The organism is uncultured Lactobacillus sp., from assembly GCF_947367125.1.
Classification (GTDB): domain Bacteria; phylum Bacillota; class Bacilli; order Lactobacillales; family Lactobacillaceae; genus Lactobacillus.
Map to the genome: position 1 here is coordinate 1 of NZ_CANBCQ010000001.1, position 26,458 is coordinate 26,458.

The following is a 26,458-nucleotide window of genomic DNA, read 5'->3' on the forward strand; positions in this document are numbered from 1 at the left end:
AAGGCAGCAACCACTCCAGCAGAAGTAACAACAGCTCAAACCAATGGTGTGAACACCATTAAGGGTATTAAGGTTCCAACTGCTTTAGACAAAGCACAAAGCGATGCCAACGCTGCCATCGAAGAAGCTGCAACCAAGAAGAAGCAAGAAATTACTGATGCATTGAACGCCGGCAACATTGATCAAACTAAGGCAGATGCATTGAACGGTACTGTTGATTCAGATGTCACAGCAGCTAAGAACGCAGTAAAGGCAGCAACCACTCCAGCAGAAGTAACAACAGCTCAAACCAATGGTGTGAACACCATTAAGGGTATTAAGGTTCCGTCATCATCTACCTCAATTCCAGATAATTCTTCAGTTGATTCAGATATCACTGGTTCAGATTCAACAGCTACAACAACCACTCCTTCAACTGAAGTAGGTACGATTAAGCTCATCCTTACTCACAATGCTTACATCTACAACAAGGATTACCAAATTGCCTACAAGGATAATAAGCGGGTAGTTCTTAAGAAGGATACGCAAATCATTGCTCTTGATAATGGTAAGAAGTACTTGATTAAGGGCAAGGAATTCTACCGGATTGGTGATAATCAATACGTTAAGGTTTCTAACACGATTAGTTACTATTACCTTGTACATAATTCATTCTTGTACAACAAGCATGGTAAGGCTATCAAGCGTAACGGCAAACGTGTCCTTGTTAGAAAAGGTGTAAGACTTGAAGTTAACAAGGTAAAGGTAGTCAGGATTAATGGTAAGAAATTCTACAAGGTGGGCAAGAGTACTTACATTAAATTTAGAAATGTTAAATTGATTGTAAGTCCTAACAACTAGTTAGATTTTCTGAGCTATTAGAATAGATAAGAAAAAGATGTACGTAGTTTCGCGTACATCTTTTTTGCGTTGCTGATAATGTTATTCTTTAAGACTTTGCCGATATGGCTTAGGACTAAAGGCACTGTAACGTTTGAAAGCTTTCGAAAAAGTAAATTCATCACTATAACCAACTAATTGCGAAATGGATTGAATAGCTTCATCGGTGTTCGCTAAAATTTCTTTAGCTTGTTCCATGCGCAAATTAATCAGAAATTATTGCGGTGACACTCCTAGATTATTTTTAAACAAGGTATATAAATAACTGCGAGAGAGGTCTAGTTTATTGCAAAGATCAATAATTGAAAGATTAGAGTCATTATAATTTTGCCGCAAATAAGTAATTGCAGTTCATCTTTGCCGCTATTATCTGTACTATCGCATTTGTTTCTGCTTGGGGCGTAGGTCTCTTTACTCGCGAAGTTAACAGCGATATTCGTAAGAATAAAAAAGATACTAAAGGTATCGTTGGAATTTTTAAAGCTTTAGCAGGTAATGACCAATTAATGTGGGTTGCATGTGCTTACTTGTTCTCAGTGGCTGGCAGCAACTTGGCATTAGTTTTGTTAGCTGCATCAATCTTTGGTTTCCCACAACAAATGGTCTTCTTGATCGTTTTGATGGTAATTACTGACTCAGTTGAATATGGTCAACTTAAGTTGGGTCACCGTGACGAATCGTTAGCATTGTCAGTTCGTCCGTTAATTGATAAATTCGGGGGTGCCGTTTCTAACGGTGTTGTTAGTCAAATTGCTATTATGGCCGGAATGACTACCGGTGCAACTGCCGCTTCAATTACTGCTGCTGGTAAGATGAACTTCAAATGGACGAGTATTAGCACCATTTGATGCAACTGTTCGTCAGGTATTTACTGCGAAGCATGCAGTAGGATTAGTTGGTGATAACGGTTTAGTATTATTAATTCATATTGGTCTTGGCACTGTTAAATTAAAGGGCACAGGTTTTGTCTCATACGTTGAAGAAGGTCAAAAAGTTAAGAAGGGTCAAGAATTAATTGAATTCTGGGATCCAACTATTAAGAAGGCTGGCTTAGATGATACAGTAATTGTAGTTGTAACTAATTCCAAAGACTTTAAAGATATTAAATTAACTGCTACAGAGGGCAGTGAAGTTAAGGCTGAAGATGATGTCATGACTTTAGAAGCTAAAGAAAAGACGGAAGCAAAATAGGAGAATTACTATGACAAAAGAATTAATTACTTTTGATAAAAAGAACAAAATCTTTCACCTGCATAATGATCAAATTTCATATCTTCTTGCAGTAGAAGATGGTGGTACACTTTGCCATTTATACTTTGGTAAAAAAGTAAATAATTATCATGGCGAGCTTCGCTATCCTAGAGTCGATCGTGGCTTTTCAGGTAATTTACCAGGATCGTTAGATAGAACTTTTTCACGTGATTCCTTACCTAAAGAATACAGTACGGCAGGTGAGATGGATTATCATACTCCAGCTGCAGTTGTTCGCCAAAAAGATGGCTCTAATACATTATTTTTAACCTATAAAGATTATAAGATTGAAGATGGCAAGCCTGATTTAGAGGGATTGCCTCATTCATGGGTTGAAAATAAAGATGGGGCGGAAACTTTAATTGTTACGCTAGAGGATCAAAAGACTAAACTCAATTTTGAATTGATATACACCATCTATCGTGATCGTCCTGTAATTGTAAGATCTGTTAAGGTTAAAAATGCAGGCAACGAGACTGTAAATATTGAAAAAGTTGCATCTATGCAAATTGACTTTGTTGATCGTGATTTTGATTCGATTACTTTGCCAGGTGCTCATGCTCATGAAAGAAGAGTAGACCGTAATCACATAAATCAAGGCATTCATGTTTTTGCTAGTCATCGTGGTACTTCCAGTCATCAAATGAATCCATTTTTAGCTTTGGTTGATCCAGATACTAATGAATTTAATGGAGATGCATATGGTTTAGCCTTTGTTTATTCAGGTAATCATAAATTTGAGGTTGAAAAAGACCAGTTTGCACAGACTCATGTCAATGTGGGAATTAATGATTTTAACTTTAATTGGAAATTGCCTGCTGGTAATGAATTTCAAACTCCTGAAGTATTAATGGTTTATTCGGATCAAGGTTTGAATAAGATGAGTCAAGCTTTCCATAGCATTATTCATGATCGCATCATGCGCAGCAAGTATAAGGATCAAGTTCGGCCAATTGTTGTCAACAACTGGGAAGCTACTTACTTTGATTTTGATGAAGAAAAATTAAAGCCAATTGTTGATAAGGCTAAGGAATTAGGCATTGAAATGTTTGTACTTGATGATGGCTGGTTCGGTCATCGCGATGATGATAATTCTTCCTTAGGTGATTGGCAAGTTTATGAAAAGAAGTTTCCTCAAGGACTAGATCATTTTGCTGACTATGTTCATGGACAAGGGCTGAAATTTGGTCTTTGGTTTGAACCGGAAATGATTTCAATTGATTCTAATTTATATCAAAAGCATCCCGATTACTTAATGCATGTTCCAGGTAGAAAACCAAGTCCATCAAGAAATCAATACTTACTCGATTTAGGACGTAAAGAAGTGCGTGATAACATATTTAACCAGATGGAAAAGATTTTAGACTCAGGCAAGATTGACTACATTAAGTGGGACATGAATCGTCACTTGTCTGATATTTACCAAGTTGATTTACCAGCAGATCAACAAGGCGAAGTCTATCACCGCTATGTATTAGGTTTATATGACTTGCTTGAAAAAATTGTTGATCGTTATCCTGATCTTCTAATTGAAGGCTGCTCCGGCGGCGGTGGTAGATTTGACGCTGGTATGGCGTATTATAATTCGCAAATTTGGGCTAGTGATGATAGTGATGCAATCGATCGTTTAACCATTCAATATGGTACTAGCTTGGTTTACCCTCAATCAATGATGACATCTCATGTATCAGTTAGTCCTAATGAACAAAACGGCCGAATTACACCATTTAAGACGCGTGGTATTGTCGCAATGTGGGGTGATCTAGGGTACGAGCTTGATTTAACTAAATTAAGCGAATCAGATCAAAAGGCTGTTGCTGAGCAAGTGGCTGAATATAAGAAAATCAGAGCAGTTACCCAATATGGTACTTTTTATCGCTTGAAAAATGCGCAAGAAGGCAACCAATGTGCCTGGGAAACTGTTTCCCCTGATAAAAACGAAGTAGTTTTATCAACAGTTAAGGTCATGGCCAGTGCACAGCCATACTTTACTAAAACAAAATTAGTTGGTCTTGACACGAATAAGCAGTATGAAGATCAGGCAAGCCACCAAGTATATGGCGGTGATGAATTGATGAACCTAGGAATTTATGATCCGGTTGAACATGGCGATTTCATGGCTTATCGGTATTACTTTAAAGCAATTAACTGAGGAAATTTGTGATGGCAATTAAAAACAAAGTAATGTTGATTACTTATCCTGATAGTTTAGGTAAGAATCTAAAAGAATTAAACGAAGTTTTACATAAAGACTTAAAAGGCGCAGTTGGTGGCATCCACTTATTGCCATTTTTTCCATCAACTGGTGATCGTGGCTTTGCGCCAACTGACTACACTACTGTAGATCCTAAGTTTGGCGATTGGGCTGATGTCGAAAAATTAGGTGAAGAATATTACCTGATGTTTGACTTTATGATTAATCATATTTCTCGTCATTCTAAGTATTATCAAGATTTTCAAAAAAATAAGGATCAAAGCCCTTATGCTAATTTTATTCCTAAGCTGGGATAAATTTTGGCCTGCTGGTCGGCCAACTCAAGCTGATGTTGACTTAATTTATAAGCGTAAAGACAGGGTGCCATATCAAGAAATTACTTTTGCCGATGGCAGCAAAGAAAAGCTCTGGAATACCTTTGGACCAGAACAGATTGATCTTGATGGTTCAATTGAAGTCTCCACTCCTAATGAAAATGAAATCCAAATTATTCGTAAAAATAAAGAGCAAACCAGCCAAGCTGAATTAAAAGTTAATTTAAAAGATTTAACTTATCAAGTTGTAGTTAACGGTCAAGAAGTCAAATTTTGATCTTTTCCCCCTCTAGATGAAAAATTAAACAATATTAATATAAATAAGCAACCTTGCTCAATTTTAGTAATGGTTGCTTATTTTGGTTTCTTGTGACTTATCACAAAATAAATTAGCTTTATTCAAATAAAAATCAAATAATCTTGTTATGATTAAAAAGGGAAGAAGGGATAAACGTTGAATATTTATGGGAAATACGCCCCAACTTTAGATAAATTACTTGATCAAATGATGACGCGATTTGAGCAGTTAAATAAAAATTATGAAAAAGGACATGGAGAACGTCTCTATGAACATTTACGTGGTCGGGTAAAAAGTGAAGCCAGTATGGAAGGTAAGTGCAAGAGAAAAGATTTACCATTAACGCCACAATCAGCTTTGCGTGCTAATCGAGATAGTGTTGGATTGCGTGTTGTATGCAATTTTATTGACGATATTTATACCTGCATTGACTTTATTAAGCAGTGGGATAATGTTAGTGTTTATCAGGAAAAAGATTATATTACTAATGCTAAGCCTAATGGGTATCGCTCATATCATATGATTCTTGACGTGACTGTACCTGATGAAGATGTTGACGGAAATATACCGGGTCATTATTTTGTTGAAGTGCAATTAAGAACAATTGCGATGGATACTTGGGCTAGCCTGGAACATGAAATGAAATATAAACACCAGATTAAGAATCCTGAGATGATTGGTAATGAATTAAAGCGAGTAGCAGATGAATTAGCTTCTTGTGATGTGTCGATGCAAACGATTCGGCAGTTAATTAGGGAAGAGGATTAATGAGTTAATGAAGATTTTAGTAGCAGAAGATGAACCGCAACTATTGCGGGTTTTAACAGTGGCCATGGAACACGCGGGTTATGATGTGGATCCGGTAGATAATGGCTTAAAGGCAGTCGAGCATGCCAAAGAAAATTCTTATGACGTAATTATGCTGGATATCATGATGCCAGTCATGGATGGAATTACGGCTTTGAAAAAAATTCGTGAAAGTGGCGACAAGACTTATATTTTAATGTTAACAGCTAAGGCCGAGGTTGATGACCGAGTAACTGGTCTTGATAGTGGTGCTGATGATTATCTGACTAAGCCATTTTCACTTAAGGAATTGTTAGCGCGGCTGCGTTCAAAAGAGCGCCGTGAAGATGACTTTACTCCTAATAAGTTGGAATTAGGGGATGTAACTTTGAATGTGACTAAGCAGGAGTTGGCTAGTCATAATTCAATTCGTTTGAGCGGGACTGAAACTCAATTGATGAATTACTTTTTGTTAAATCAAAATAAGGAATTATCAACAGAAGAGTTGCTTAATCATGTTTGGAAAAATGATCTTGATGCCAATAGCGATGTAGTCTGGATCTATGTTTCATACTTGCGGCAAAAATTGCAATCAATTCAAAGCTCAGTTCGAATTGAAGGCGATAAAGGTGGTTCATATAAGCTAGTTAAGTAGGTGAGCAGATGATTCAAAAATTTCGGTGGAAGTTTATTGGTACCTCTGTTGCTGCCTTGTTTGTAGTTTTGTTGTTGACGTTAGGCGGCTTAGTTTGGGTGACTCATGTTCAAAGCCAAAATGAAGTCGATCGCGTGCTAACGGCTTTGGTCAAAAATGAAGGGCGCTTGTCGCCAAAAAATGCCAAACCAGCCTTTGGCGATCAACATGATCCAATTAATCGCAATTTTTTAGGTGGGCAGTATAATCCCGAAGCGGTTTATCAGTATCGCTATTTTGCGGTAACAATTGATGAAAGCCATCGGGTACATGTAGTTAATGATAATAACGTTTATAAAATTAATAATTCCAAGATTCAGACTATTACCAGATCAGCTTTAGAAAATGGCGATAAAAGTGGTGTAGTTGCCTTAGGACAAAATCAATATGCCTTTAGGGTTGTAAAAAATTCTACTGGTGAAATGATGATTGTTTTTTTGAATGAAACTCTGATTTTTAACCGTTTTTGGTTATTATTTAGAGTAGCGTTAGTTTTAGGCTCAGGCGCTTTGATTGTCTTTGCTTTAGTTTTGATTTTAGTTTCGGGCAAAGCAATTAAGCCAACGATTGATGCTTACCACAAGCAGCAGGAATTTATTACCAATGCCGGCCATGAATTAAAAACGCCTCTAGCAGTTATTTCCGCGAATACGGAAATGGAAGAAATGCTGGGCAATAATTCTGAATGGAATAAAAGCAATAAAGAGCAGGTGGCTAAACTAACTAAGTTAATCAATCGGCTGATTTCGCTGGCTCGAGCTGGCGAGACGGGTGAGCTTACCTTAAGCAAAGTTAGCTTTTCAGAAATCGTTGAAGAAACAACTAAAGATTTTAAATCAGTCATGAAGAAGAATGACTTAGTCTACCAAGTATCGGTGCGGGAAGGCTTAAATGTTTTAGCTGAAAAGCATACTTTAGCCGAAGTAGTTAATATTTTGCTAGATAATGCGCAAAAATATTGTGATCCTCATGGCAAGATTCAGGTGAAACTGACTAAGGGCGGAACTTTAAGCAAATATGCGGTCTTGCGGGTAGAAAATACCTATCGTGAAGGTAAAGGCAAAGATTACAGCCATTTCTTTGATCGTTTTTATCGCGATGATGAGTCGCATAATTCTAAGAAAGGTGGCTTTGGGATTGGCCTGGCTATGGCGCAAGAGTTAGTCGAAGCCTTTCATGGCAAAATTTTAGCCCACCACAAAGGTGAAGACATTGTTTTTACTGTTAGTTTAAAAATTGCTAAATGATCATTCTGTGATAGTTGTATAATTAGAGCAGAATTGGGGGATCATTTTGGCGAAGAGAGAATCAATTTATACCAAAGATGTTGTCCTAGTTATGGCAGCATCTTTCTTTTTTATGTTTAGTACAATGTTTGTTAATCCTTTGATCAATGGCTATGCCAAAGAATTAGGCGCTAGCAGTGCTTTTGCGGGGATCATTGTTGGGATTATGAGCTTAGCCGCCATGTCTTTGCGGCCGGTAGCCGGTAATTTGACTGATAAATTTTCTAAATACCGCTTATCATTTATTGGCGGCATTTTGATTTTTATCGGAGTTATGGGGTATGTTTTGACTCCATCAAGTGGCTGGCTTTTGCTTTTTCGGCTGATTAACGGTACTGGTTATGTCCTTTGCACAGTTTGCATGACTACTTGGCTAGCCTTTTTAGTGCCGCGCCAACACGTTGGTGAAGCAATGGGCTTTTATGGCTTAATGAATGCTTTGGCAATGGCGTTAGCGCCAGCAGTTTCGATTAATATTTATCAAAAAATAGGTTATCGCACAAGCTTGCTAGCATCAGCTGTTTCAGCTTTACTAATGATTGTGGCCATTCAGTTTGTAGGCGATCATGCTTTGCCTAAAAAACGAGTTCGAACGCAGAAGAAGAGTTTCAAAATTATTCAGTTTAATGTTTTACCGGTAGCAATTTTGACAACTTTATTTGCTATCCCGTATTTTGTGACGCAGGCAGATATTGTAACTTATGTAGAACAAAAACATTTAACCGTTGCTGTCGGGTCGTATTTTTTGATCTATGCGGTTGTTTTGTTGATTATTAGAGTAGGACTAAAAAGGTATTTTGATACAGTACGTTTTGGCGTCTGGTTTTGGCTAAGTCTAGTTTCAACGGCTGCTTACATTATCTTGCTTGCAGTAATGAACAATGATTGGCAGATGGCCTTAGCCGCAGCCTTAATGGCGTCAGGTTACGGCATTATTTATTCTGTTTTGCAATCAACGGCGCTTTTGTTAGCACCAATTGAAGAACAAGGCTTAGCTAGTGCTACCTTTTATTTGGGACTAGACATTGCGATGGCCTTTGGCCCGATGATCAGTGGTGTGATCGATTCAGTTTTACCGATTGAATGGTTTTATCCAGTAGAATTGGTTTTAGTTCCAGTGATCTTAGTAGTTTACTTTGTTTGGCGCAAACGCTTGAATGGTGCGATTGATCATCATTAAAAAATATGAAGAATTAGGAGAAATATAAATGAGTGAACCATACTATAGGCAACAATACCAAGGCCCGAGAAATGACGAGGCAATTCCTACTTCAGCTTTTGGGCAAATTGTGAAGGAAACCTTTTTGCGACCATTTACTTGGGATGCTCGAACTACGAGAAGAAACTTTTGGATTGGACTTGTAATTACGGAAATTATAATTTGGCTTGGTGGTATTATTACATTTTGTGCAACTATTATGCCAGTTGCTCATTATGAAAATAATACGGAAATTACTGGTTGGGCTTTTAGCAGTGTACCGACAATTTTAATTATTGGCCTGCTTATCTGGGGAATTATTTATATCTATTTAAAATTGTGTCAACTGGGTTTAGCAGTTAGAAGATTACATGATGTTGATTACACCGGTTATTGGCTATGGTTATTAGTTATTCCATTTGGTTGGATTTTCATCTTATATTTTGTGATTCAACCAAGTAAACAGCAGCCTGTACAATGGGGTACTTATCTTTATCTTGATGAGTAAAAAATAACTAGTTAAATATTCGCAATCGTTAGATACCAATTAAAATTTCTGATCGTTGTATAATTGAAGGGAAAACAAGGTAGTATCTTTCTTCTTGATGTTTAGCATAAATTAATAGCTAAATAAAAGAAGTTAGATGCTGGCGAAAGCTATCAATATTTCTATCCAGTAAAATTAGTCTTGATTCCGTTAATCCTGCTAGTTTATTTCATTTAGCGTAAGCGGGTGAATGAGACAATCGATTATCATTGATTTTTAAATAAGGAGTGGAAAAAGGATGAGTGAATATTTAGTTAAATCCAAGCTTGAAGATAAAGAATGGCAAATTAAGAACCAGGCACGTGACCACGTTTTTATTTGTGATGATGCAGGGGATGATCACAATGCTGGTCCTAACCCAGTAGAATATCTTTGCGGTAGTGTGAATTCATGTATTGTAATGTCAGCCGGCATGATTGCCAAATCTCACCAGCTTGATGTGAAGAACTTCCAGGTTGAAAATCATGCGCAAACAGAAAAGCTTGGTCATGGTAAATCTGTAGTTACCGAAATGGAAATTACGGTTTCATTTGATTCAAAGATGAATAAGGATGAAAGAGCCGACTTTTTAAGTCACGTTTTGCATGTTTCAACCGTTTATCAAACACTTAAGGAAGCAGTCAAGATTTATGTTGAATTAGCTTAAAGAGGTGGGAGCGATGACACTATTAGATGAAGCCGTCGTGCTAAATGATGGCAACTTGATGCCTAAAGTAGGAACGATTACTGCAGATGAATCTAGTATTAATCAAGCCATTAAGTCGGGGGTATTGTTTAATGGCTTGTCCAGCTGGTCAAAAAATTACTTGGCAAAGGACTAGTCCACAGGTTTATATGCAAATTGAAATTTTAGAAGGAATTAAGTTGCCTGCTCAGGTGCGGGCTAGCATTAAACGCATTAGAGAAGACCAGCCATGCTGATCTTTGTATGTTGAAGTTGACGACAGATATTGAACGCAACGGATAGATCTGATAAGAACTAGAGCAGCTCAAGATGCATGGCTGGATCAAGACTTTAGGCGTTGAGAGTCCTAGTAAAGAAGCTTTGACTAGTTTGTTAAAAGTGGCTAAGATTGTGCCTGGCGTAATTCAATTAGCTGATGAAAATCCCGCTTTGCTGGAAGTCGCCCGCAAATATAAGATTCAGGTTGAGATACCAGTGACAGAGGATATTGAAGCCTTAGGCGAGATTGCTGGTCACTACGGCAGTAGTCCTTTAGAATTAGTGATGCGCTATTTTAGTCAAAGAAAGATTGTACCGCTAATTATTGCGGAAGACATGCTTGAAAATCCGCAGACTGATTTTTTGATTAATCAAACTGATTTAGCTACGATTGATCAGTTGTTTGCCCAGAAGTAAATGTTATAATGAGGTTATAAAAGATTACGTTAGGAGATCATATTCATGAAAACTAAAAAATTATTTACTTCATTAGCTGCCGCAGTGATGCTTTCAGCTGGTTTAGCTGGCGTTGCCCAAACTGCTCAACCAGTTCAAGCTCAAATTACTAATCAAGCTAAGAAGGGGTCAGTTAGTGTTAAACGCAGAACTGTTTCAGTAACTGTAAACAGTGATAAACCAGTACTTTTTGGCTTAAAAGACGATAATAAATTTGAAAAGGTTGATTCTACTTACACTAAGGGTCAAGCAATTAATGTTTATTATTCAATAGATGTAACTGCAACTTCTCAAAGTGGACAAAGTCAAACCATTACTTTATATTATATTGAAAATCAAACAGTAAACGGAAAAGATACTCCCGTCTTTATTCCTTCAACTGATGTAACTACTTCTGCTTCTGTCCCAACTCAAGAAAATTGGGTAAAGCAAGCACAATCAGATCAAAAAGCTATTCAAGATGCATACAATAACAGAACTCTTGAATACATCGTGGTAACCCCTAAATCAAAGAAGGGTGCCAAGATTTACTATGCTTACAAGAAAACTAGAAAATCTAAGAAAGTTTACTTCAAGGCTACCAAGAAAAAGATCAAGCATGGCAAAAAATTTAAGACCAGCATGATTGTTAAGAACGGTAAGACAAGATATGTCTACATTGGCAAAAAGAGATACGTTAAGCAATCAGCTATGAAGATTACTAGTGCTAAGTACGCTCCAGTTCAATTGTCAGACGACTTAAAGAACTTAATAGTTGAAAACTAAAAATAGTTAATAATTAAGAAGTTCCTTGAAAACGAGATGTTTTTCAAGGAGCTTTTTTAATTTTTCCATTGATAAAAATTATGACTGACCTACAATAGACTTTGTGTTATTTTTAGGGAGTTAGAAGATTAGAATGAAAAAAGTAAAAGTTTATTTGGGATTAATATGTTTGACAATTTTATTGGGCTTGAAGTCACAGCCAGTTTTTTCAAGGGAGATAAATCCTTTTCAAACTAAAATGATCAAGCCGCAGACTTCTGCCAGAATTTATCAACGATTAACACGTAGAGGGCCGTCAAGAAGTTTATGCATGGCACAGACATTTAAGCACAGCAATGTGCAAACTAGCGCAGTAAGAAAAGTTCACGGCAGAAAATATTGCTATGTATGGATTGATGGGCATAAAGCTGGTTGGATTAATCAAGGAGCTTTTTTGAAGAGAAAAATTGCCGTTGTACCGCAAATTAGTCTGGTAAAAAATGCTCATTATAGTTTTCCAACTAGGGATGCAATTAATTATGCAGTGGATGCTGCTGGAAATGTGGTTGATCCAAGTAAAGTTAAGGTATCAAGAGCGGAAATTTCATCAGGAAAAAGTGGTAGTTATCGTGTAACTTATTCGTATGGTAAAGCACGAGCTCATACTATTGTTCACGTAAGAAGCAATGCTAAAGAAGGAATTGCATCAGCAAACAAGACACCACAGACAGGTAAGAGTGCGCGCAGCTGGTTTAAGCACTATAAAACTTCAGGCAACTGGGGTAGAAGTTTTGCTCCGGAAACTAAACCGCATCGTTTAAAAAGTGGTCCATTTAAGTTAAAGACCTATTTTTATCAACCAGCTACTTTGTGTCAAAGTAATTCGGTGACTGGGACTGTAGGCCCCGTTCCTGAAGGGATGACGGTTTCAAATGGCTCGATGTATGCCACCATGTATCACTCTCCTCATGATACGCGGGCGCACATTGTTTCTTATCAGTTAGGTCAGATACCTAACCGTTATATCATGCAAAAATTGCCATGGCTGCCTTGGTCACAATTTGTTAGTTTGGCATCCCACGTGAAGGTTAGTCCTTATCTTAAATTAGGACACGGTCAGGCAATTGGTTCAACTTCACATTATCTTTATGTGATTGCGAATAATCATTTATTACGCAAGACGCCGCAATCAGAAGAACTAATGCAGATTAGTAAAAAGAATTTGCAAATTAAGCGGATTTGGACTTTTAAGGTCTGGAATCATTCAGCTAGAACTGGTCGTTACTTCCATAATGCTACTTTTGTAAATGACCATCAATTTATTGCTGTTTACCATGATGCGACCGACCATCGCTTTGAATACTGGGAAGTTACTCGCAGCGGCAACAGCTGGTATCCTAAAGAAGTCGGCGCTACTAGAGGAGATTTTATGCGGAATGATTCTCCCGTTCAAGGGATTGCCTATGACAAGCATAAAAAGCAGATTTACTTGGCCTTTAATGACTATTTGTTTAAATTGAAACGTTCAGGACGCGTGCTGGCTAGTGGACATTTTCACACCGGTCGTGAATTTGAAGGGATTAGCGTAAATGGTCGCCATCTTTATGCGGAATTAGCTCAGCGACCAGAGTTATTGTGGCAGAGGATAAGATAGATCTTACTTAAGCAGACCGAACAGGCCTGCTTTTTTTATTCAAGACAACTTTTGAAAATGTTGCTCTAAAAGTTCATAATAGAAATTGTTTGTTTATGTTAAAGGAGTTGTTTTATTTTTTATGAAGAATGACGATCACGTTAAGATAAGTCCTAGTAGTCTTGTCTTGATGATTTTTTCTTCTATTTTTGGATTTAGTAATTCACTGACAGCTTTTTATCAAATGGGTTATTCAAGTATCATTTGGTATATTGTCACAGCTATTTTATTCTTCCTGCCATCAGCTTTAATTTTTGCTGAATATGGTGCTTCTTTTAAGGGAATTAAGGGCGGAATCTTTTCTTGGCTGGAAGGATCTACTAATGAAAAAGTAGCATTTATCGGAACTTTTATTTGGCTGGCAGCTTGGGTAATTTGGTTAGTTTCATCAACCCAATTTTTCTTAGTTTCAGTTTCAACGGCAATTTTTGGTCATGATACTACCCAAAGCTGGCATTTAGGGTCGCTGACTTCAACTCAGTTATTAGGTGTGTTGGAAGTTGTTTTCTTAGTAATTGTTACATTTTGTGCCGCAAAGGGAATTGATAAAATAAAGGCAATCAATAATATTGGTGGGGTCTTTACTTTAGGAATTGCCATCGGTTTTACTGCAGTTTCACTTTTTGTTTTTATTTTGAATCACGGACAATTGGCTGAACCAGTAACTGCACAAAACATGGTTCATTCACCTAATCCAGCGTTCCAGTCACCAATTGCGGTTATTTCATTTATTGTTTATGCTTTATTTGCTTATGGTGGTTTGGAAACAACCTCTGGGGTAATCGATTCAGTTGATAAACCGGAAAAAAATTATCCGAAGGCTTTGATTACTGCCATGATTTTGATGACCACACTTTATGTGGTCAATATCTTTATGTGTGGGGTGGCTGTCAACTGGAACAAGTCATTAGGCGGCAAAGGCGTTGACTTAGCTAACGTTGAATATGTTTTGATTAACAATTTAGGTATTGTTACTGGTCACAGCTTGGGCTTATCACATTCTGCTTCACTGGCAATTGGGACTGTCTTTTCTCGTTTATCAGGAATTGCCGACGTGTTATCAGGAATTGCCGCTGCCTTTTTGATGGTTTATTCACCAATTAAATCATTTATTGAAGGCTGTGATCCACGGTTATTGCCTAAGAAAATGGTTAAGCTGAATAAGCACAATATGCCTGAATTCTCAATGTGGGTGCAGGCAATTGTGGTTAGCGTTATTATCTTATTTATTTCATTTGGTGGTAATGGCGCGCAACAATTCTATACGATTTTAATGGACATGATGAACGTTTCATCATCAGCACCATACCTGTTTTTAATTGCTGCTTATCCTTTTTTTAAAGCTAAAAAGGACCTGGATCGTCCATTTGTCTTTATTGAAGGTAAGAAAAAGGTTTGGGCAACGACCATTGTTGTTTGGTTAGTGGTCGCAATTGGGATTATCTTCACTTGTATCGAACCACTCTTTACCGGCGATTGGCAAACCTCATTCTGGACAGCTATTGGTCCAGTAGCCTTTGGGATTATTGCCTGGATTTATTACGCATATAATGAACGAAAAGAAAAAGCAATAGCTTAATAAGACGAAAAAAGCGAAGGAACAAAATCCTTCGCTTCTTTGTTTGCATTGATTTTTACCTTAAACCAGCTACTCTGATAACATCACGTTCAATCATTAATTCTTCATTGGTTGGAATAACCATGCCGACAATAGCTGAGTCTGGCTTAGTAATGATGGTGGCATTTTCTTTATTAGCAGCTAAATCAGGCTTAAGGCCTAAAAGCTTGAGTGAAGTCATAACACGTTCACGGACGCCAAAGTCATGTTCACCAACACCAGCTGTGAAGGCGATACCGTCTAAGCCGCCCATTTCGAGGGTATAAGCACCAACATAGCGAATAATACGATTGATGAAAATGTTTCTAGCTAAGTCAGCACGCTTCTTCTTTTCACCTTCAAGCTTAGTCATATCGCCACGTAAATCACGCATATCTGGTGAAATGCCAGAAATACCTAACAAACCAGATTCATTGTTTAAGACCTTAAGCATTTGGTCAGCGTCAAGATTTTCCTTCTTCATGACAAAAGCAAGTAAAGAAGGATCGACATCACCAGAGCGAGAACTCATCGTAATTCCGGCCATTGGTGAAAAGCCCATTGAAGTATCGAATGATTTACCATCTTTAACAGCGGTAACTGAAGCACCTGATCCTAGGTGACAGATGATTAACTTCAAGTCTTTTAAGTCACGCTTCATAATTTCAGCAGCTTTTTGACTGACATATCTGACTGAAGTACCGTGGGCACCATATTTTCTAGCGCCATATTTTTCATAGTATTTATATGGAAGTGAGTACAAGTAGTGTACTGGGTCCAAAGTTTGGTGGAATGAAGTATCGAAGACAGCAACTTCAGGAACATTAGGCAACACTTTCATGAAAGCCTTAATAACATCAGCTTCAGCGGTATTATGAAGTGGTGCATATTGCTTCAAATCATAAATCTTTTGTAATGACTTGTCATCAATTAAAGTGGAGTCCTTAAATTCTTCACCACCAGCAACAATTCGATGGCCGATTCCGATAATTTCCTTAGGATCGTCAATTAAATCGTACTTCTTTAAATTTTCAAGTAAGATTGTAACTGCAGTTTCGGAATCAGGAATGTCAACTTTTTCTTGGTGTTTTTCACCTTTAACCTTGATAGTAAAGGTTGAACCATCTAGGCCAACTCGATCAGCCATCCCTTCGCTGATAACTTTTTCATCAGGAAAGGTGAAAAGCTTAAACTTAAAAGAAGAGCTACCCGAATTAATTGCTAAAATTTTTTTCATAAATCATGCCTCTTTTTCTTGTTTTTTGTAGTGCGCGAACCTATCCAGTAAGGGAAGGCAACAAAGAAGATACCGCCGATCATGTTGCCGATAGTTACCCATAACAAGTTGTAGCAGAGGCCGCTAATTGAAACAGCTCCGGCAGCTTTAATCAGGTTTAATAAAGCTACGACTAGCGTGGTCATGTTGGCTACTGAGTGCTCAAACCCACTTGAAAAGAAGGCGAGCAAACACCACCAAACCATAATTAATTTTGCAGTATCATCTTTGCTTTGGAAAGTTGACCAAACGGCTAAACAAACCAAAATATTACATAAGATAGCGCGTAGAACTAATTGAAATGCTGGGGCTGACATTTTAGCAGCAGCGGCTTTAGTAAAGACAGCTGCAACAGCAGGTAAATCTAACCCTGAAGCAGTAAAAATCCAAGCGAGTAAGCTAGCACCAAGTAAATTACCGATCCAGCAAACTACCCAAAGAATAATTGCTTAAACAATAGTTATTTTTTTTAATAAACCAGCCTCCATGACGAAATTATTTCCCGTAAATAATTCCGCACCAGGAATGATTACTAAACTAAGAGCAATACCAAAGATTAATCCTTTGATCAGCTTGGCAAAAGGATTGGTTCCTAACTGACTGCCTACAGTAAAGGCTAATAGGACTTCGAACCCAATGTACATTCTGGCGAACATTGAAAGCAATACGTAACCAAGCGGATTGTTTCTTAAAAGATTAAATTTTTTCTTTGATGCACTAGCTGCATTGTCAAAAGCTTCTGCATACATATGTCATACCTCCTAAATTATACAACTTTTGCTGTAAGCTCTTACAGATATTTTTAGAATATAAAAAATTTTATATAAATCCAAACTGAATTTATATAGTTTTGGAATATGCATTTGCGATGAGACCGCTGTACGCTGCTTCTGCGCAAAAGATTGGTCCTGAAGATGTTGAAAGAATTAAGAAAGAATCAGGCTTGCGGTTTTTGTTAAAGGTGTAATGTGTACTGAAGATGCCTACAAGGCAATTGGCACAGGTGCTGACGGAATTTACGTAACTAATCACGGCGGTCGTGAAGTTGACGGTGCTCCTGCTACAATTGACGTTTTGCCAGAAATTGCCCAAGCAGTAAACCAGCGGGTACCAATTATCTTTGATTCTGGCGTTCGTCGCGGTTCCCATGTCTTTAAAGCTTTGGCTTTAGGTGTCGACGTTGTTGGAATTGGTCGTCCATATCTTTACGGTTTAGCCTTAGGTGGTGCTCATGGTGTTGCTTCTGTTATTGAACAATTAAATGATGAGTTAAAGATTGATATGCAATTAACTGGCTGCAAGACAATTGATGACGTTAAGCATGCTAAATTGACGCATATTGCTTATACTGCTGATAATTTACCATCTAATGCTGATCCAAGCAGACGCAAGCCGTATCCAGTAACTGACGAAAATCAAATTAAGCAAACTGATGCCGTTTCAGGCGCTTCTAAGTTGGAAGGAAAGCCAGCTCCTGAACTAGAAGCAGATACTACAACTGGTGCATCAGTAAGATAATTAAAAATAGTAATTAATATTTTCAATATGATTGTCATTGAATAAATGATAGTCGTATTTTTTTACTATCAGAACCTTAGAGGCTACAATCAAAGTGAAAACGGTTCGATTTTTGAGAGGAAAATTAATTATGGAAGAGAATAATGTTTTAACTGATACTGAAGAACTTAAAATCTTGAGTGATCTGGTTGCAATAAAATCTGTTAATGATAATGAAATTTTGGTCGCAAAATATTTACAAAAATTGTTAGGGGAACACGGAATTAGTTCACGCTTACTTGAATATTCCGCAACTCGGGCAGATTTGTTTGCGGAAATTGGGGCAGGGCATCCTGTGTTAGCAATCTGTGGGCACATGGATGTCGTTTCACCAGGTGAATTAGATCAATGGCATACGGATCCCTTTAAACTAACCAATAAAGATGGTAAATTATATGGCCGCGGAGCGACTGATATGAAGTCTGGCTTAGCTGCTCTGGTTATTGCGATGATTAATATTCATGAACATCATTTGCTTAAACACGGTAGTATTAAATTATTGGCTACTTTTGGTGAAGAAGTTGGTGAAAAAGGTTCAGCACTCTTTAAAAAAGAAGGTTATATGAATGATGTTGATGCTCTTTTAGTTGGTGAACCTTCTGGCTACAGTATTGCTATTGCTCATAAAGGCTCGATGGATATTAAGTTAACTTCTCAAGGCAAAGAAGCTCACAGCTCAATGCCTAAAGAAGGTTATAATGCAATCGATCCTTTAATGGATCTGTTGGTTAAAGCCAATAAAGTTTTTAGAGAAACAGATCAGAGCAATGTAGATTTAGGCAAGTTGACCTTCAATACCACTGTCTTTAATGGTGGGGAACAGGTAAATATGATCCCAGGGGAAGCTACGGCGCAAATTAACGTGCGGACTATTCCTGAATTTAATAATAGTTTAGTTGAAGAAAAGTTAACTGAATTGGTTAAGGCAGAAAATAAGCAAGGCGCTAAGATTAAAATGGATATTTATATGTCGGAGCCTTCAATTAAAACTGACGGCAAGTCAGAATTTGTTAAATTAGCCCAAAAAATTGGGGCAAAATATGCAGGTCAGCCAATTCCGACCGTTGCTATTAAACCAGTAACTGACGCTTCTAACTTAATTGCCGATAAAGGTCCTAGCTATCCCTTTGCCATGTTTGGTCCTGGTAATGATACACCGCACCAGGTTAACGAATATGTTGATGAAAAGATGTATTTGAAGTTTGTTAAAATTTATACTGAGTTGTTTGTGACCTATTTGAATAAATAGTTTGGACAAATAAAGAGCCTAGGCAAGATTTTAGCCTAGACTCTTTTATTGTATCTTGAAATATTTCTTAGCTGCATCGCTCATCCGTTCTGGTGTCCAAACCGGGTACCAGACAAATTCTACATCGACATTTTTTACTTCAGGGACTTTTTTAACAGTTGCTGTAATTTCTTTAATCAAATAATCGGTCAAAGGACAAGCAGGCGTTGTTAAAGTCATATTGATGAGACAGATGCCATCTTGATCAAGGTCAATTTCATAAATCAGCCCCAAGTTGACGACATCAACGTTTAATTCCGGATCAATGACTTGGGCCAAATGTTCAATAATATCGTTTTTAATTGTTTTACTATCACGCATTTTATTACCTATGCATCTTTACCAAAAATTTTTGCTTTAATTGCCTGACCTGTTGGTGTGCCAGCAAGTCCGCCAATTCCGGTTTCACGCAGGGATGCTGGCATTTGATGACCAACTTTTTTCATCGCTTCAATACATTCATCAGCAGGAATCACGCTCGTGCATCCCGCTAGCGCCATATCAGCTGCAATCAGGGCATTACCTGCACCGATGCCATTTCTTTTAACGCAGGGCACTTCAACTAAGCCGGCAATCGGATCGCAGACTAATCCTAATAAGTTGGACATGGCAATCGATAGGGCTTGGGCACTTTGCTCAGCACTGCCACCAGCTGCCTCTACCGCCGCTGCAGCACCCATGGCTGAGGCACTACCGACTTCTGCTTGACAGCCGCCAGTTGCTCCGGCAATTTCGGCATTATTGGCGATTACCATGCCAAATCCGCCAGCCGTGAAAAGAAAACGAATCATCTGCTTTTCGCTGAGTTTTAATCTTTTTTCTAATAAAAATAATACGCCAGGCAAAGTGCCAGAAGAGCCGGCAGTTGGAGTAGCACAGACCACGCCCATTGCCGCATTGACCTCATTAGTGGCGATGGCGTTTTCTACTGCGGCCATCATGGTGTCACCAGAAAGGGTGTGGCCCTTGGCGCGATATTTCTTTAATTTAACTGCTTCGCCGCCAGTTAAGCCCGTTTTTGAAAAAACGCCGCGATTTGTTTCACCTTTTTTGACTGCGGCACGCATGGTTTGCAGATTATACTTCATTCGCTGCCAAATTTTTTCACGAGATAAGCCAGATAGTTGACATTCTTGTTCAATAATTAGTTCAGAAATAGATTTGTGCGTTTTTTCTGACGCAGCTACAATTTCTTTGATGTGGTTATACATAATTTTGCCCTATGTTATAAACAAATAATATTCTCAAATTTAGTCTTTAATTCTTGCAATACATCAGGATGAAGATAATTTTTAACATCGTATTCGTAGATATTGCAATCCTTATTATGAAAAATCCGCTTCCGGTTAAAGGGTGCTTTTGTTTGCAAAAGCGCGGTCAATTCTTGTTCAACCCGGATATCTTTTTGCGAGTCAACTAAAATAATAATTGGTAAAGCACCAGCAGGGGTAATTTCGGTATCTTGCAAAACAATCTTGCGAATCTCAATCGCGCCGCCACCAATTGAACAACCAGCCAGCTCAATTTTTTTCTGACCATCAGACATATCTAAAATGGCAGTATTGGGATGACCAATTGGGCTAGGTCCGTCTTCTTCGACAAAACGTAGATCTACTCCTTGCTGACGGGCAATTTCTGGTGATTTTGGTACCTGCAAGTCATCGGAATCAAAGCCTAAAATTCCGGCCGCAATGGCATAATCAGTGCCATGCCCGCGGTGGGTTTGGGCAAAAGAGTCATAATAATGGACGGTTATTTTATTTGGAATTTTGCCAAAAAGTTTATAGCCTGCCTGACCAATAGCGACTGCTCCTGCTGTATGTGAACTTGATGGGCCAACCATTACGGGGCCAATAATGTCAAAGACGCTTTTATACCGATTAGTCATTTTAATCCCTGCTTTGTAAGTATTCTGCTTTTAATTATAACGAATAATGGATAAATAATAAGAAAAGTTAAGCAAGATTTTGCATTTTTTACTGCAATTTTGTCATAATGTAAGAAAAAGGAAAAGGAATAGTTAAATGACTAAAGAAAAATCAGAATTAAAAGAAAACTTAAAGCATCTAGCTGATGAAAAAGGCAGTCAACAAGCAGTTTCTTATCAAGATTTATTTACTCCGCAATTTATGCAAAAGTACACTAGTTTTACAACGATTGAAGTTTTTGTGCAGGCATTAGATGTTAAAGATTTTACGCAAATTGATCAACTAGCAGCGGACAAAATTGATCAATTTGTTAAAAAAGAGACTAAATTTGCTAGCTGGGCCGAAATGCAACAAAAAGCGGTTAGCGAATACATGATAAGTTTATTTTAGGCAAAGAAAAAAAGCGAGCTTTTACTCGCTTTTTTACTTCTCATGATAAATTGCTTTAACTGTCACAATATCGCAAGGCTGGATGAGGTAGGCACGGTCAGGACTGATCGCTGAATTCATGACTGACGGTTGACTATCATCGTGCATTAGACCAATGGCATGACCTAATTCGTGTTCCGCAATTGCTAAGCCAACTTGCGGAGCAGTTTGATGCATAAAGTAGTCATTGAGGTAAATACTTGAACCATATCGGTAACCATCTGGCACGTTAGGCATCTCAGTTAAGCCGCCCCAGCTTGTAGCTCCGTAGTTATTATTGTTGACGCGGATATTAGCCTGAGTAGGATTTTGTGTTTACTTAAATTCAAAGACATTAGTGTCATTCCAAGCTTGCATTGCCGCTAAAACTGTCGCGTAATCAGGTTTGCTCGTACTAATCTTGATGAAGACATTGGCCGCCGGTTTTTGTAATTTCCTGACCTTGCTCTTGATGTCGTCATCAACTTTTAGTTTGCAAGCGGCTTTTTTCTTCTTATTATTTTTCTTAGTATTCTGCTTATTCTTTTTAACTTTTTTAGTGGTCTTTTTGTTTTTACTAGCTGCTTGAACTGGTGCTGGCGTAAAGGCTTCAGTGATTGTAACGGCACTGGTTAAAAGCATTAATAGAACAACTAATTTTTTCAAAAAATTATATAAGTGAGCCATCTACTTTCGTTTTAATTGTTAATCTTCTTGCTTTTCTGCATCTTTAGGATAATTCATTTGTAGACGCAAAGCTTCATAGATCGGTTTGCCACCAAGTAAGTCAAGCACGTAGTAGGCGATAAAAGTGGCAATAATCATTGGCAAGACTTGTTGGACAGTCCCGATCATTTCTGTTAAAAGCATGATTGCGGTAAAAGGCGCTTTTTCAATTGCCCCAAAATAGGCCGCCATGGAGATAACTAAGATGTGTGGGAAGTAAGTTGGCGCAATAATTTGTCCTTTAATCAATAAATTAGCGCAAATTATTCCTAAAAGCGCACCTAGTACCAAAATCGGCATAAAGATACCACCAGGTACAGATGAGCCGTAGGAAAGCATTGAAAAGATAAAGCGAATAACGAAAAATAAAACTGGAAGCAGTAGGAAATCCCAGCCACTATAAATTTTAACGTTCCAGTTAAGGTTGAATATATTGTCAATTAAAACGTGTGACCCGCCAAGTAAGTGAGCATTGAATAACCCAACTGGAATGATCAAAATGAATGGAATAATGCTGTGGTAAGCAGCTGGTAATTTCTTTATTTTGCTAAACCAAGGCTTTAAATTAAGCAAAGTATATTGGTAAAGGTAGGCTAGTAAACCTAAAAAGATACCGATTATCGGTAAAGTCCAATATGCCTTAACCGGTAAGTAGCCGTTTACGGGCAAGTATAAACAAGGCCGGTTGCCAAAGAAGAGAATGGTGACGAAGTCGGCTGAAAACGTTGCTGCTAAGACAGCAACAACGTTCTTCGGCTTAAAGCTAAAAGTGATTTCTTCTACTAAAAAGAGCGCACCAGCAATCGGGGCACTAAAAGCTGCAGCTAAACCGGCAGCGACGCCACATTCTTGCAAGGTTCTGATATTTTCGCGTTTAAATGCTGTTTCTGCTAGACCTTGACCAACCATCGCACCCATTTCAATACATGGACCTTCACGACCTAGCATTAAGCCAGGGCAGATGGCAAGTAATCCGCCAATAAATTTCCGCCATAAAATGGACCACCAAGGCATTTTGTTTTCGTCTAAAAGAACAGCCTCAATTTGCGGAACCCCAGAGCCGATTACCTGGTCGAGGTAAGGGGCGATGATTTTGCCTAGCACAATCGTGATGACGACCATTAATATAATATAAGGCAGAATTAAAATTGGCTTGGCTGCCATTTGCGGATAAATATGGTAGAGTAGCTGCATCGTCTGATCGATGATCCAGCGAAACACACTCACAATTAAGCCGGTCACTAAGCCAACTGCAATTGCCTGAATTAATAACTTAGTAATATTGCTAGAAAAAGGTTTAGCTAAAATTTGTTTTGCATCTTTAATCATTCTCGCATCTCTTTCCCTTATTGCTGATGATACATCCTTTCTTATCCTAACAGAAGAAAATACAAAAAACAGTTATAATTTTGCTAAAACAGCCATTATTTTTGTAAAAATTGAACTTCCCAATCATAAACGTGGCGGATGTGAGCTTTTAAGGCGTTGGAAGCAGCTAAAATGTCTCTTTTTTCAATCGCGGTAATAATATTCATGATCTCCTTAACTGATGATTTCATGCAGCGATCGTTGTCAACAATTGCATAGCGCATGCGATTAGTTTGGGTTCGCAGAAGATCCAACGTTTTCTGAATAGTGGGATTGCCTGTATTTTCAGTCAAAAAAACGTGAAATAACTCGTCAAGTTTAAGATAAGCCTGCCAATCTTGCTTTTGTAAAATTAATTGGAATTTTTGCCCATATTCCTGCACTAATTGTTGATCAAGGTTAGGAAAGTTTTTCTCTAAAGCATAGCTCTCCAGTAGCGAGCGCAGGTCATAATTGTCTTTTAATTCAGCTAAAGTAATTTGACACACGCTCGTTTTTTGACCTTGTCTGGTTAGTAGACCTTCAGTCTCAAGTTGCTTAATTGCTTCTCTAATTGGGGTACGGGACATCTGCAATTTGATACACATTTGATTTTCTGATAATGAGTGTCCTGGCTTGAAATGACCGTTGATAATTTGCTCTTTAAGATATTGGTAGGCTTTTTCTTGATTGTTCATTACTTTCTCCCTTAGTTTCATACTTGATTTTACAATACTTTTTTAGAAAAAACTTGGATACAGGTTCTTCTTACTAGTCCATTGACTTACAAAATATAAGCGTTACTATTTAATTGTAAGTTAAAATGAATGTTAAAAAATTAAGGAGGTTCATCATGACTAAAATTACAGTACTTGGAGCCAGTGGGCAAATTGCTCAATTAGCAGAAAAATTATTTTTAAAAGATAACAATAATGAATTAGTTTTATTCTTGCGTCACCCACAGAAATTGAACCAGAGTGAGCTTGATAAAAGACGGGAAAAGATCATTGTCGGGGATGCCAGCAAGCTTGCTGAATTGTTGCCAGCCATTCAAGGCGCGGATATAGTTTATGCCAATTTAGCAGGATCAAATATTGAAGATCAAGCAAAAACTGTCGTTAAAGCAATGGATGAAGCGGGTGTTAAGCGATTGATCTGGATTTCATCATTAGGCGTTTATGATGAAGTTCCCGGTAAATTCGGCGAATGGAATAAAAATATTTTGGGTTCATACCTAACTACTTATCGAGCTGCTGCGGACCAAGTTACAACAAGTAATTTAGACTACACGATTATTCGTCCTGCTTGGTTAACCAATAAAGATGAAGTTGATTATGAGATGACTAAAGGCGCTAATACACCGTTTAAGGGCACTGAAGTATCGCGTTTGAGCGTAGCCAGTTATGTCAATGATTTGGTCGAAAATCCAAGTAAGGATATTCAAGCAAATGTTGGTTTGAACAAACCAAATACAGATGGTGACAAGCCAGCTTGGTATTAAAGCAAAATAAGACTAGTTTCGTAGGTGAAACTAATCTTATTTTTTCTTTTATTAGTATTTTTTATTTAGCAAACTTTTTGCCCCAAGCCCAAGGATCTTCGTGCCAGGTCTTCAGTACATCATACTGGACAGCAGAAAGATGGCCTGACTCTTTTTCTTTTTGGAGTAGTTCTGGATAAGAGAGAAGCGGAGCGTATTTTACATTCGCTTTAGCAAAGTTTTCTTTAGCATCTGGTAAATAATAGGTAAAAATTGATGAAACACCGATGACCTGACCACCATCTTTTTCGGTAGCTTTGACTGCATTTAAAACAGAACCACCGGTCGTAATTAGGTCGTCAATTAAGACAATTTGATCATTTTTGCTAAAACGGCCTTCAATTTGGCGGCCTTTGCCGTGATCTTTCGGCTTAGGACGGACGTAGATCATTGGCAGGTGCAATTTATCAGCGACCCAGGCAGCGTGGGGAATTCCTGCCGTGGCAACCCCGCCAATGATTGTCGCATTAGGAAATTCTTTAGCAATTAAATTAGCTAGGTCACTAGCGATTATCTCGCGCAATTCTGGGTAAGAAACTGTTAGTCTAAGATCAGTGTAGATTGGTGAAAGCATCCCACTAGCATAGGTAAAAGGCTGATCAGGTGAGATTGTAATAATTTTTTCTTGGATAAGTTGGTTAATAATTTGATTTTGATGCATTTTAGTTAAACTCTTTCTTAATTGCTTCATATGCTGTTTGGGGGTCAGTAGCTAAGGTAATGGGGCGACCAACCACGATGGCACTTGAACCCCATTTTTTAGCCTGGGCTGGTGTAGCAACCCGAGATTGATCATCTTTAGCATTGCCAGCAGGGCGGATACCCGGTGTAACGTATAAAAAATCATCGCCGATTTGCTCATGTAATTCTTTTACTTCAAGTGGAGAACAGATAACGCCATCTGCCCCAGAATTCTTCGCCATTTGCGCTAGCGCCAGCACTTGCTTTTTCATCGGCAGGGCACAATTTTGTTCATGAAGCAGGACCTCATCAGAAATTGAAGTTAATTCAGTTACCGCCAATAATTTAGGCACACTTTTGCCAATCGGCGTACCAGCAATTAGTCCATCTTTAGCGGCTTTAATCATTTGACTGCCACCTAAAGCATGTACCGTAGTAAAAGTAATTCCTAAACCAGCCAAGGCTTTAGCGCCGTTATAAACAGTATTGGGAATGTCATGCAATTTTAAATCTAAAAAGATCTTGTAGCCTTGGTCGGCTAATTGCTTAACTAATTGACTGCCAGTGTGATAGAACAACTCCATGCCGACTTTGATAAAGACATCTTTTGGCTGGCCTAATTTAGGCAAAAGCCGCTGCAATTGCGCTTGGTTATCAATGTCTAAGGCAACTATTACTGGTCTCATAATTTTCCTCCGTCAAAAAAAGTCTATACCCAGCGCAGAGAGACACCAGGTATAGACTTTCCCTAGATAATTTAAGCCAATATTTTGTACTTGCGGTCTCTCTGTACCGTTTAAAGTCTG

At 38.1% G+C, this 26,458-nt stretch carries 28 protein-coding genes and 4 pseudogenes; 19 read left to right on the forward strand and 13 right to left on the reverse strand.

Annotation, left to right across the window (positions count from 1 at the left end):
• Positions 1 to 840, forward strand: an 840-nt coding sequence (locus Q0Y84_RS00005) for an SLAP domain-containing protein (protein WP_297949513.1), incomplete at its 5' end; no start/stop codon positions are given.
• Positions 841 to 921: 81 nt separating this feature from the next.
• Here the strand turns inward: Q0Y84_RS00005 and Q0Y84_RS00010 are convergent.
• Positions 922 to 1,077, reverse strand: a complete 156-nt coding sequence (locus Q0Y84_RS00010; protein ID WP_297949515.1) for an AraC family transcriptional regulator — start codon at positions 1,075 to 1,077, stop codon at positions 922 to 924.
• Positions 1,078 to 1,095: 18 nt separating this feature from the next.
• Positions 1,096 to 1,215, reverse strand: coding sequence for a helix-turn-helix transcriptional regulator (locus Q0Y84_RS00015; protein ID WP_297949517.1), 120 nt, complete (start codon positions 1,213 to 1,215; stop codon positions 1,096 to 1,098).
• A 14-nt stretch (positions 1,216 to 1,229) separates the two neighbouring features.
• On the opposite strand from Q0Y84_RS00015, the pseudogene Q0Y84_RS00020 reads away from it, so the two are divergent.
• From Q0Y84_RS00020 to yjeM, 14 genes and pseudogenes are all read left to right on the forward strand, one after another.
• Positions 1,230 to 2,070: pseudogene (locus Q0Y84_RS00020) on the forward strand (PTS glucose transporter subunit IIA); the annotation flags it as partial.
• Between the two features lie 10 nt (positions 2,071 to 2,080).
• Positions 2,081 to 4,282, forward strand: coding sequence for an alpha-galactosidase (locus Q0Y84_RS00025; protein WP_297949519.1), 2,202 nt, complete (start codon positions 2,081 to 2,083; stop codon positions 4,280 to 4,282).
• Between the two features lie 11 nt (positions 4,283 to 4,293).
• Positions 4,294 to 4,789, forward strand: a pseudogene (locus Q0Y84_RS00030) (alpha-amylase family glycosyl hydrolase); the annotation flags it as partial.
• A gap of 324 nt (positions 4,790 to 5,113) precedes the next feature.
• Entirely contained in the window at positions 5,114 to 5,725 is a 612-nt protein-coding gene (locus Q0Y84_RS00035) for a GTP pyrophosphokinase family protein (protein WP_297949521.1), read from the forward strand.
• 7 nt (positions 5,726 to 5,732) lie between these two features.
• Complete coding sequence (locus tag Q0Y84_RS00040; protein WP_297949523.1) at positions 5,733 to 6,398, forward strand: response regulator transcription factor; 666 nt, start codon at positions 5,733 to 5,735, stop codon at positions 6,396 to 6,398.
• A gap of 8 nt (positions 6,399 to 6,406) precedes the next feature.
• On the forward strand, positions 6,407 to 7,684 hold the full coding sequence (locus Q0Y84_RS00045) for a HAMP domain-containing sensor histidine kinase (RefSeq protein ID WP_297949525.1): 1,278 nt from the start codon (positions 6,407 to 6,409) through the stop codon (positions 7,682 to 7,684).
• A gap of 46 nt (positions 7,685 to 7,730) precedes the next feature.
• On the forward strand, positions 7,731 to 8,903 hold the full coding sequence (locus Q0Y84_RS00050) for an MFS transporter (RefSeq protein WP_297949527.1): 1,173 nt from the start codon (positions 7,731 to 7,733) through the stop codon (positions 8,901 to 8,903).
• A 28-nt stretch (positions 8,904 to 8,931) separates the two neighbouring features.
• Positions 8,932 to 9,429, forward strand: coding sequence for a DUF805 domain-containing protein (locus Q0Y84_RS00055; protein WP_297949529.1), 498 nt, complete (start codon positions 8,932 to 8,934; stop codon positions 9,427 to 9,429).
• A gap of 277 nt (positions 9,430 to 9,706) precedes the next feature.
• Positions 9,707 to 10,114 carry an OsmC family protein gene (locus Q0Y84_RS00060; RefSeq protein WP_297949531.1) on the forward strand — a complete coding sequence of 136 codons (408 nt, stop codon included), beginning with the start codon at positions 9,707 to 9,709 and terminating at the stop codon, positions 10,112 to 10,114.
• A 13-nt stretch (positions 10,115 to 10,127) separates the two neighbouring features.
• The gene (locus Q0Y84_RS00065) at positions 10,128 to 10,289 is read left to right on the forward strand and encodes a hypothetical protein (protein ID WP_297949533.1); all 162 of its coding nucleotides are present in this window, start codon (positions 10,128 to 10,130) and stop codon (positions 10,287 to 10,289) included.
• Positions 10,290 to 10,462: 173 nt separating this feature from the next.
• Positions 10,463 to 10,828 carry a hypothetical protein gene (locus Q0Y84_RS00070; RefSeq protein ID WP_297949535.1) on the forward strand — a complete coding sequence of 122 codons (366 nt, stop codon included), beginning with the start codon at positions 10,463 to 10,465 and terminating at the stop codon, positions 10,826 to 10,828.
• Between the two features lie 45 nt (positions 10,829 to 10,873).
• Positions 10,874 to 11,632: a hypothetical protein gene (locus Q0Y84_RS00075; protein WP_297949537.1), complete on the forward strand. Its 759-nt coding sequence runs from the start codon at positions 10,874 to 10,876 to the stop codon at positions 11,630 to 11,632.
• Positions 11,633 to 11,765: 133 nt separating this feature from the next.
• Positions 11,766 to 13,265, forward strand: a complete 1,500-nt coding sequence (locus Q0Y84_RS00080) for a GW dipeptide domain-containing protein (protein ID WP_366791147.1) — start codon at positions 11,766 to 11,768, stop codon at positions 13,263 to 13,265.
• A gap of 121 nt (positions 13,266 to 13,386) precedes the next feature.
• A complete protein-coding gene (yjeM, locus tag Q0Y84_RS00085) occupies positions 13,387 to 14,883 on the forward strand; it encodes a glutamate/gamma-aminobutyrate family transporter YjeM (RefSeq protein WP_297949539.1) in 1,497 nt (498 codons plus the stop codon).
• A gap of 55 nt (positions 14,884 to 14,938) precedes the next feature.
• Here yjeM and Q0Y84_RS00090 read toward each other — a convergent pair whose 3' ends face one another.
• On the reverse strand, positions 14,939 to 16,138 hold the full coding sequence (locus tag Q0Y84_RS00090) for an acetate kinase (RefSeq protein ID WP_297949541.1): 1,200 nt from the start codon (positions 16,136 to 16,138) through the stop codon (positions 14,939 to 14,941).
• Positions 16,135 to 16,926: pseudogene (locus Q0Y84_RS00095) on the reverse strand (formate/nitrite transporter family protein). Before Q0Y84_RS00095 ends, Q0Y84_RS00090 begins: the two are co-directional and overlap by 4 nt.
• Positions 16,927 to 17,054: 128 nt before the next feature.
• Here Q0Y84_RS00095 and Q0Y84_RS00100 point away from each other — a divergent pair.
• Positions 17,055 to 17,695: pseudogene (locus tag Q0Y84_RS00100) on the forward strand (alpha-hydroxy-acid oxidizing protein); the annotation flags it as partial.
• Positions 17,696 to 17,825: 130 nt separating this feature from the next.
• Positions 17,826 to 18,983 carry an ArgE/DapE family deacylase gene (locus tag Q0Y84_RS00105; protein ID WP_297949543.1) on the forward strand — a complete coding sequence of 386 codons (1,158 nt, stop codon included), beginning with the start codon at positions 17,826 to 17,828 and terminating at the stop codon, positions 18,981 to 18,983.
• 45 nt (positions 18,984 to 19,028) lie between these two features.
• Here Q0Y84_RS00105 and Q0Y84_RS00110 read toward each other — a convergent pair whose 3' ends face one another.
• From Q0Y84_RS00110 to Q0Y84_RS00120, 3 genes are read right to left on the reverse strand one after another with little or no spacing between them, the layout of a single operon-like run.
• The gene (locus tag Q0Y84_RS00110; RefSeq protein WP_297949546.1) at positions 19,029 to 19,343 is read right to left on the reverse strand and encodes a metal-sulfur cluster assembly factor; all 315 of its coding nucleotides are present in this window, start codon (positions 19,341 to 19,343) and stop codon (positions 19,029 to 19,031) included.
• A gap of 8 nt (positions 19,344 to 19,351) precedes the next feature.
• The gene (gene sdaAA / locus Q0Y84_RS00115; protein ID WP_297949548.1) at positions 19,352 to 20,233 is read right to left on the reverse strand and encodes an L-serine ammonia-lyase, iron-sulfur-dependent, subunit alpha; all 882 of its coding nucleotides are present in this window, start codon (positions 20,231 to 20,233) and stop codon (positions 19,352 to 19,354) included.
• A gap of 14 nt (positions 20,234 to 20,247) precedes the next feature.
• On the reverse strand, positions 20,248 to 20,910 hold the full coding sequence (locus tag Q0Y84_RS00120; RefSeq protein ID WP_297949550.1) for a serine dehydratase beta chain: 663 nt from the start codon (positions 20,908 to 20,910) through the stop codon (positions 20,248 to 20,250).
• A gap of 136 nt (positions 20,911 to 21,046) precedes the next feature.
• On the opposite strand from Q0Y84_RS00120, the gene Q0Y84_RS00125 reads away from it, so the two are divergent.
• Positions 21,047 to 21,340, forward strand: coding sequence for a hypothetical protein (locus Q0Y84_RS00125; protein ID WP_297949552.1), 294 nt, complete (start codon positions 21,047 to 21,049; stop codon positions 21,338 to 21,340).
• A 33-nt stretch (positions 21,341 to 21,373) separates the two neighbouring features.
• On the opposite strand, the gene Q0Y84_RS00130 is transcribed toward Q0Y84_RS00125, so the two are convergent.
• The 4 genes from Q0Y84_RS00130 to Q0Y84_RS00145 all read right to left on the reverse strand — a co-directional run bounded on the left by Q0Y84_RS00130 (position 21,374) and on the right by Q0Y84_RS00145 (position 24,129).
• Positions 21,374 to 21,616, reverse strand: a complete 243-nt coding sequence (locus Q0Y84_RS00130) for a matrixin family metalloprotease (protein ID WP_297949554.1) — start codon at positions 21,614 to 21,616, stop codon at positions 21,374 to 21,376.
• A gap of 78 nt (positions 21,617 to 21,694) precedes the next feature.
• A complete protein-coding gene (locus tag Q0Y84_RS00135; RefSeq protein WP_297949556.1) occupies positions 21,695 to 22,045 on the reverse strand; it encodes a hypothetical protein in 351 nt (116 codons plus the stop codon).
• 18 nt (positions 22,046 to 22,063) lie between these two features.
• A complete protein-coding gene (locus Q0Y84_RS00140; protein WP_297949557.1) occupies positions 22,064 to 23,413 on the reverse strand; it encodes a ClC family H(+)/Cl(-) exchange transporter in 1,350 nt (449 codons plus the stop codon).
• A gap of 95 nt (positions 23,414 to 23,508) precedes the next feature.
• Positions 23,509 to 24,129 (reverse strand): GntR family transcriptional regulator, encoded by a 621-nt coding sequence (locus Q0Y84_RS00145; protein WP_297949559.1) that lies wholly within the window; start codon positions 24,127 to 24,129, stop codon positions 23,509 to 23,511.
• 155 nt (positions 24,130 to 24,284) lie between these two features.
• Between Q0Y84_RS00145 and Q0Y84_RS00150 the strand changes: the two genes are divergently transcribed.
• Positions 24,285 to 24,932 carry an NAD(P)H-binding protein gene (locus Q0Y84_RS00150; protein ID WP_297949561.1) on the forward strand — a complete coding sequence of 216 codons (648 nt, stop codon included), beginning with the start codon at positions 24,285 to 24,287 and terminating at the stop codon, positions 24,930 to 24,932.
• A gap of 61 nt (positions 24,933 to 24,993) precedes the next feature.
• Here the strand turns inward: Q0Y84_RS00150 and pyrE are convergent, their stop codons facing one another.
• Positions 24,994 to 25,632, reverse strand: a complete 639-nt coding sequence (gene pyrE / locus Q0Y84_RS00155) for an orotate phosphoribosyltransferase (RefSeq protein WP_297949563.1) — start codon at positions 25,630 to 25,632, stop codon at positions 24,994 to 24,996.
• A gap of 1 nt (position 25,633) precedes the next feature.
• Positions 25,634 to 26,341, reverse strand: coding sequence for an orotidine-5'-phosphate decarboxylase (gene pyrF, locus Q0Y84_RS00160; protein ID WP_297949922.1), 708 nt, complete (start codon positions 26,339 to 26,341; stop codon positions 25,634 to 25,636).
• Between the last annotated feature and the right edge of the window lie 117 nt (positions 26,342 to 26,458).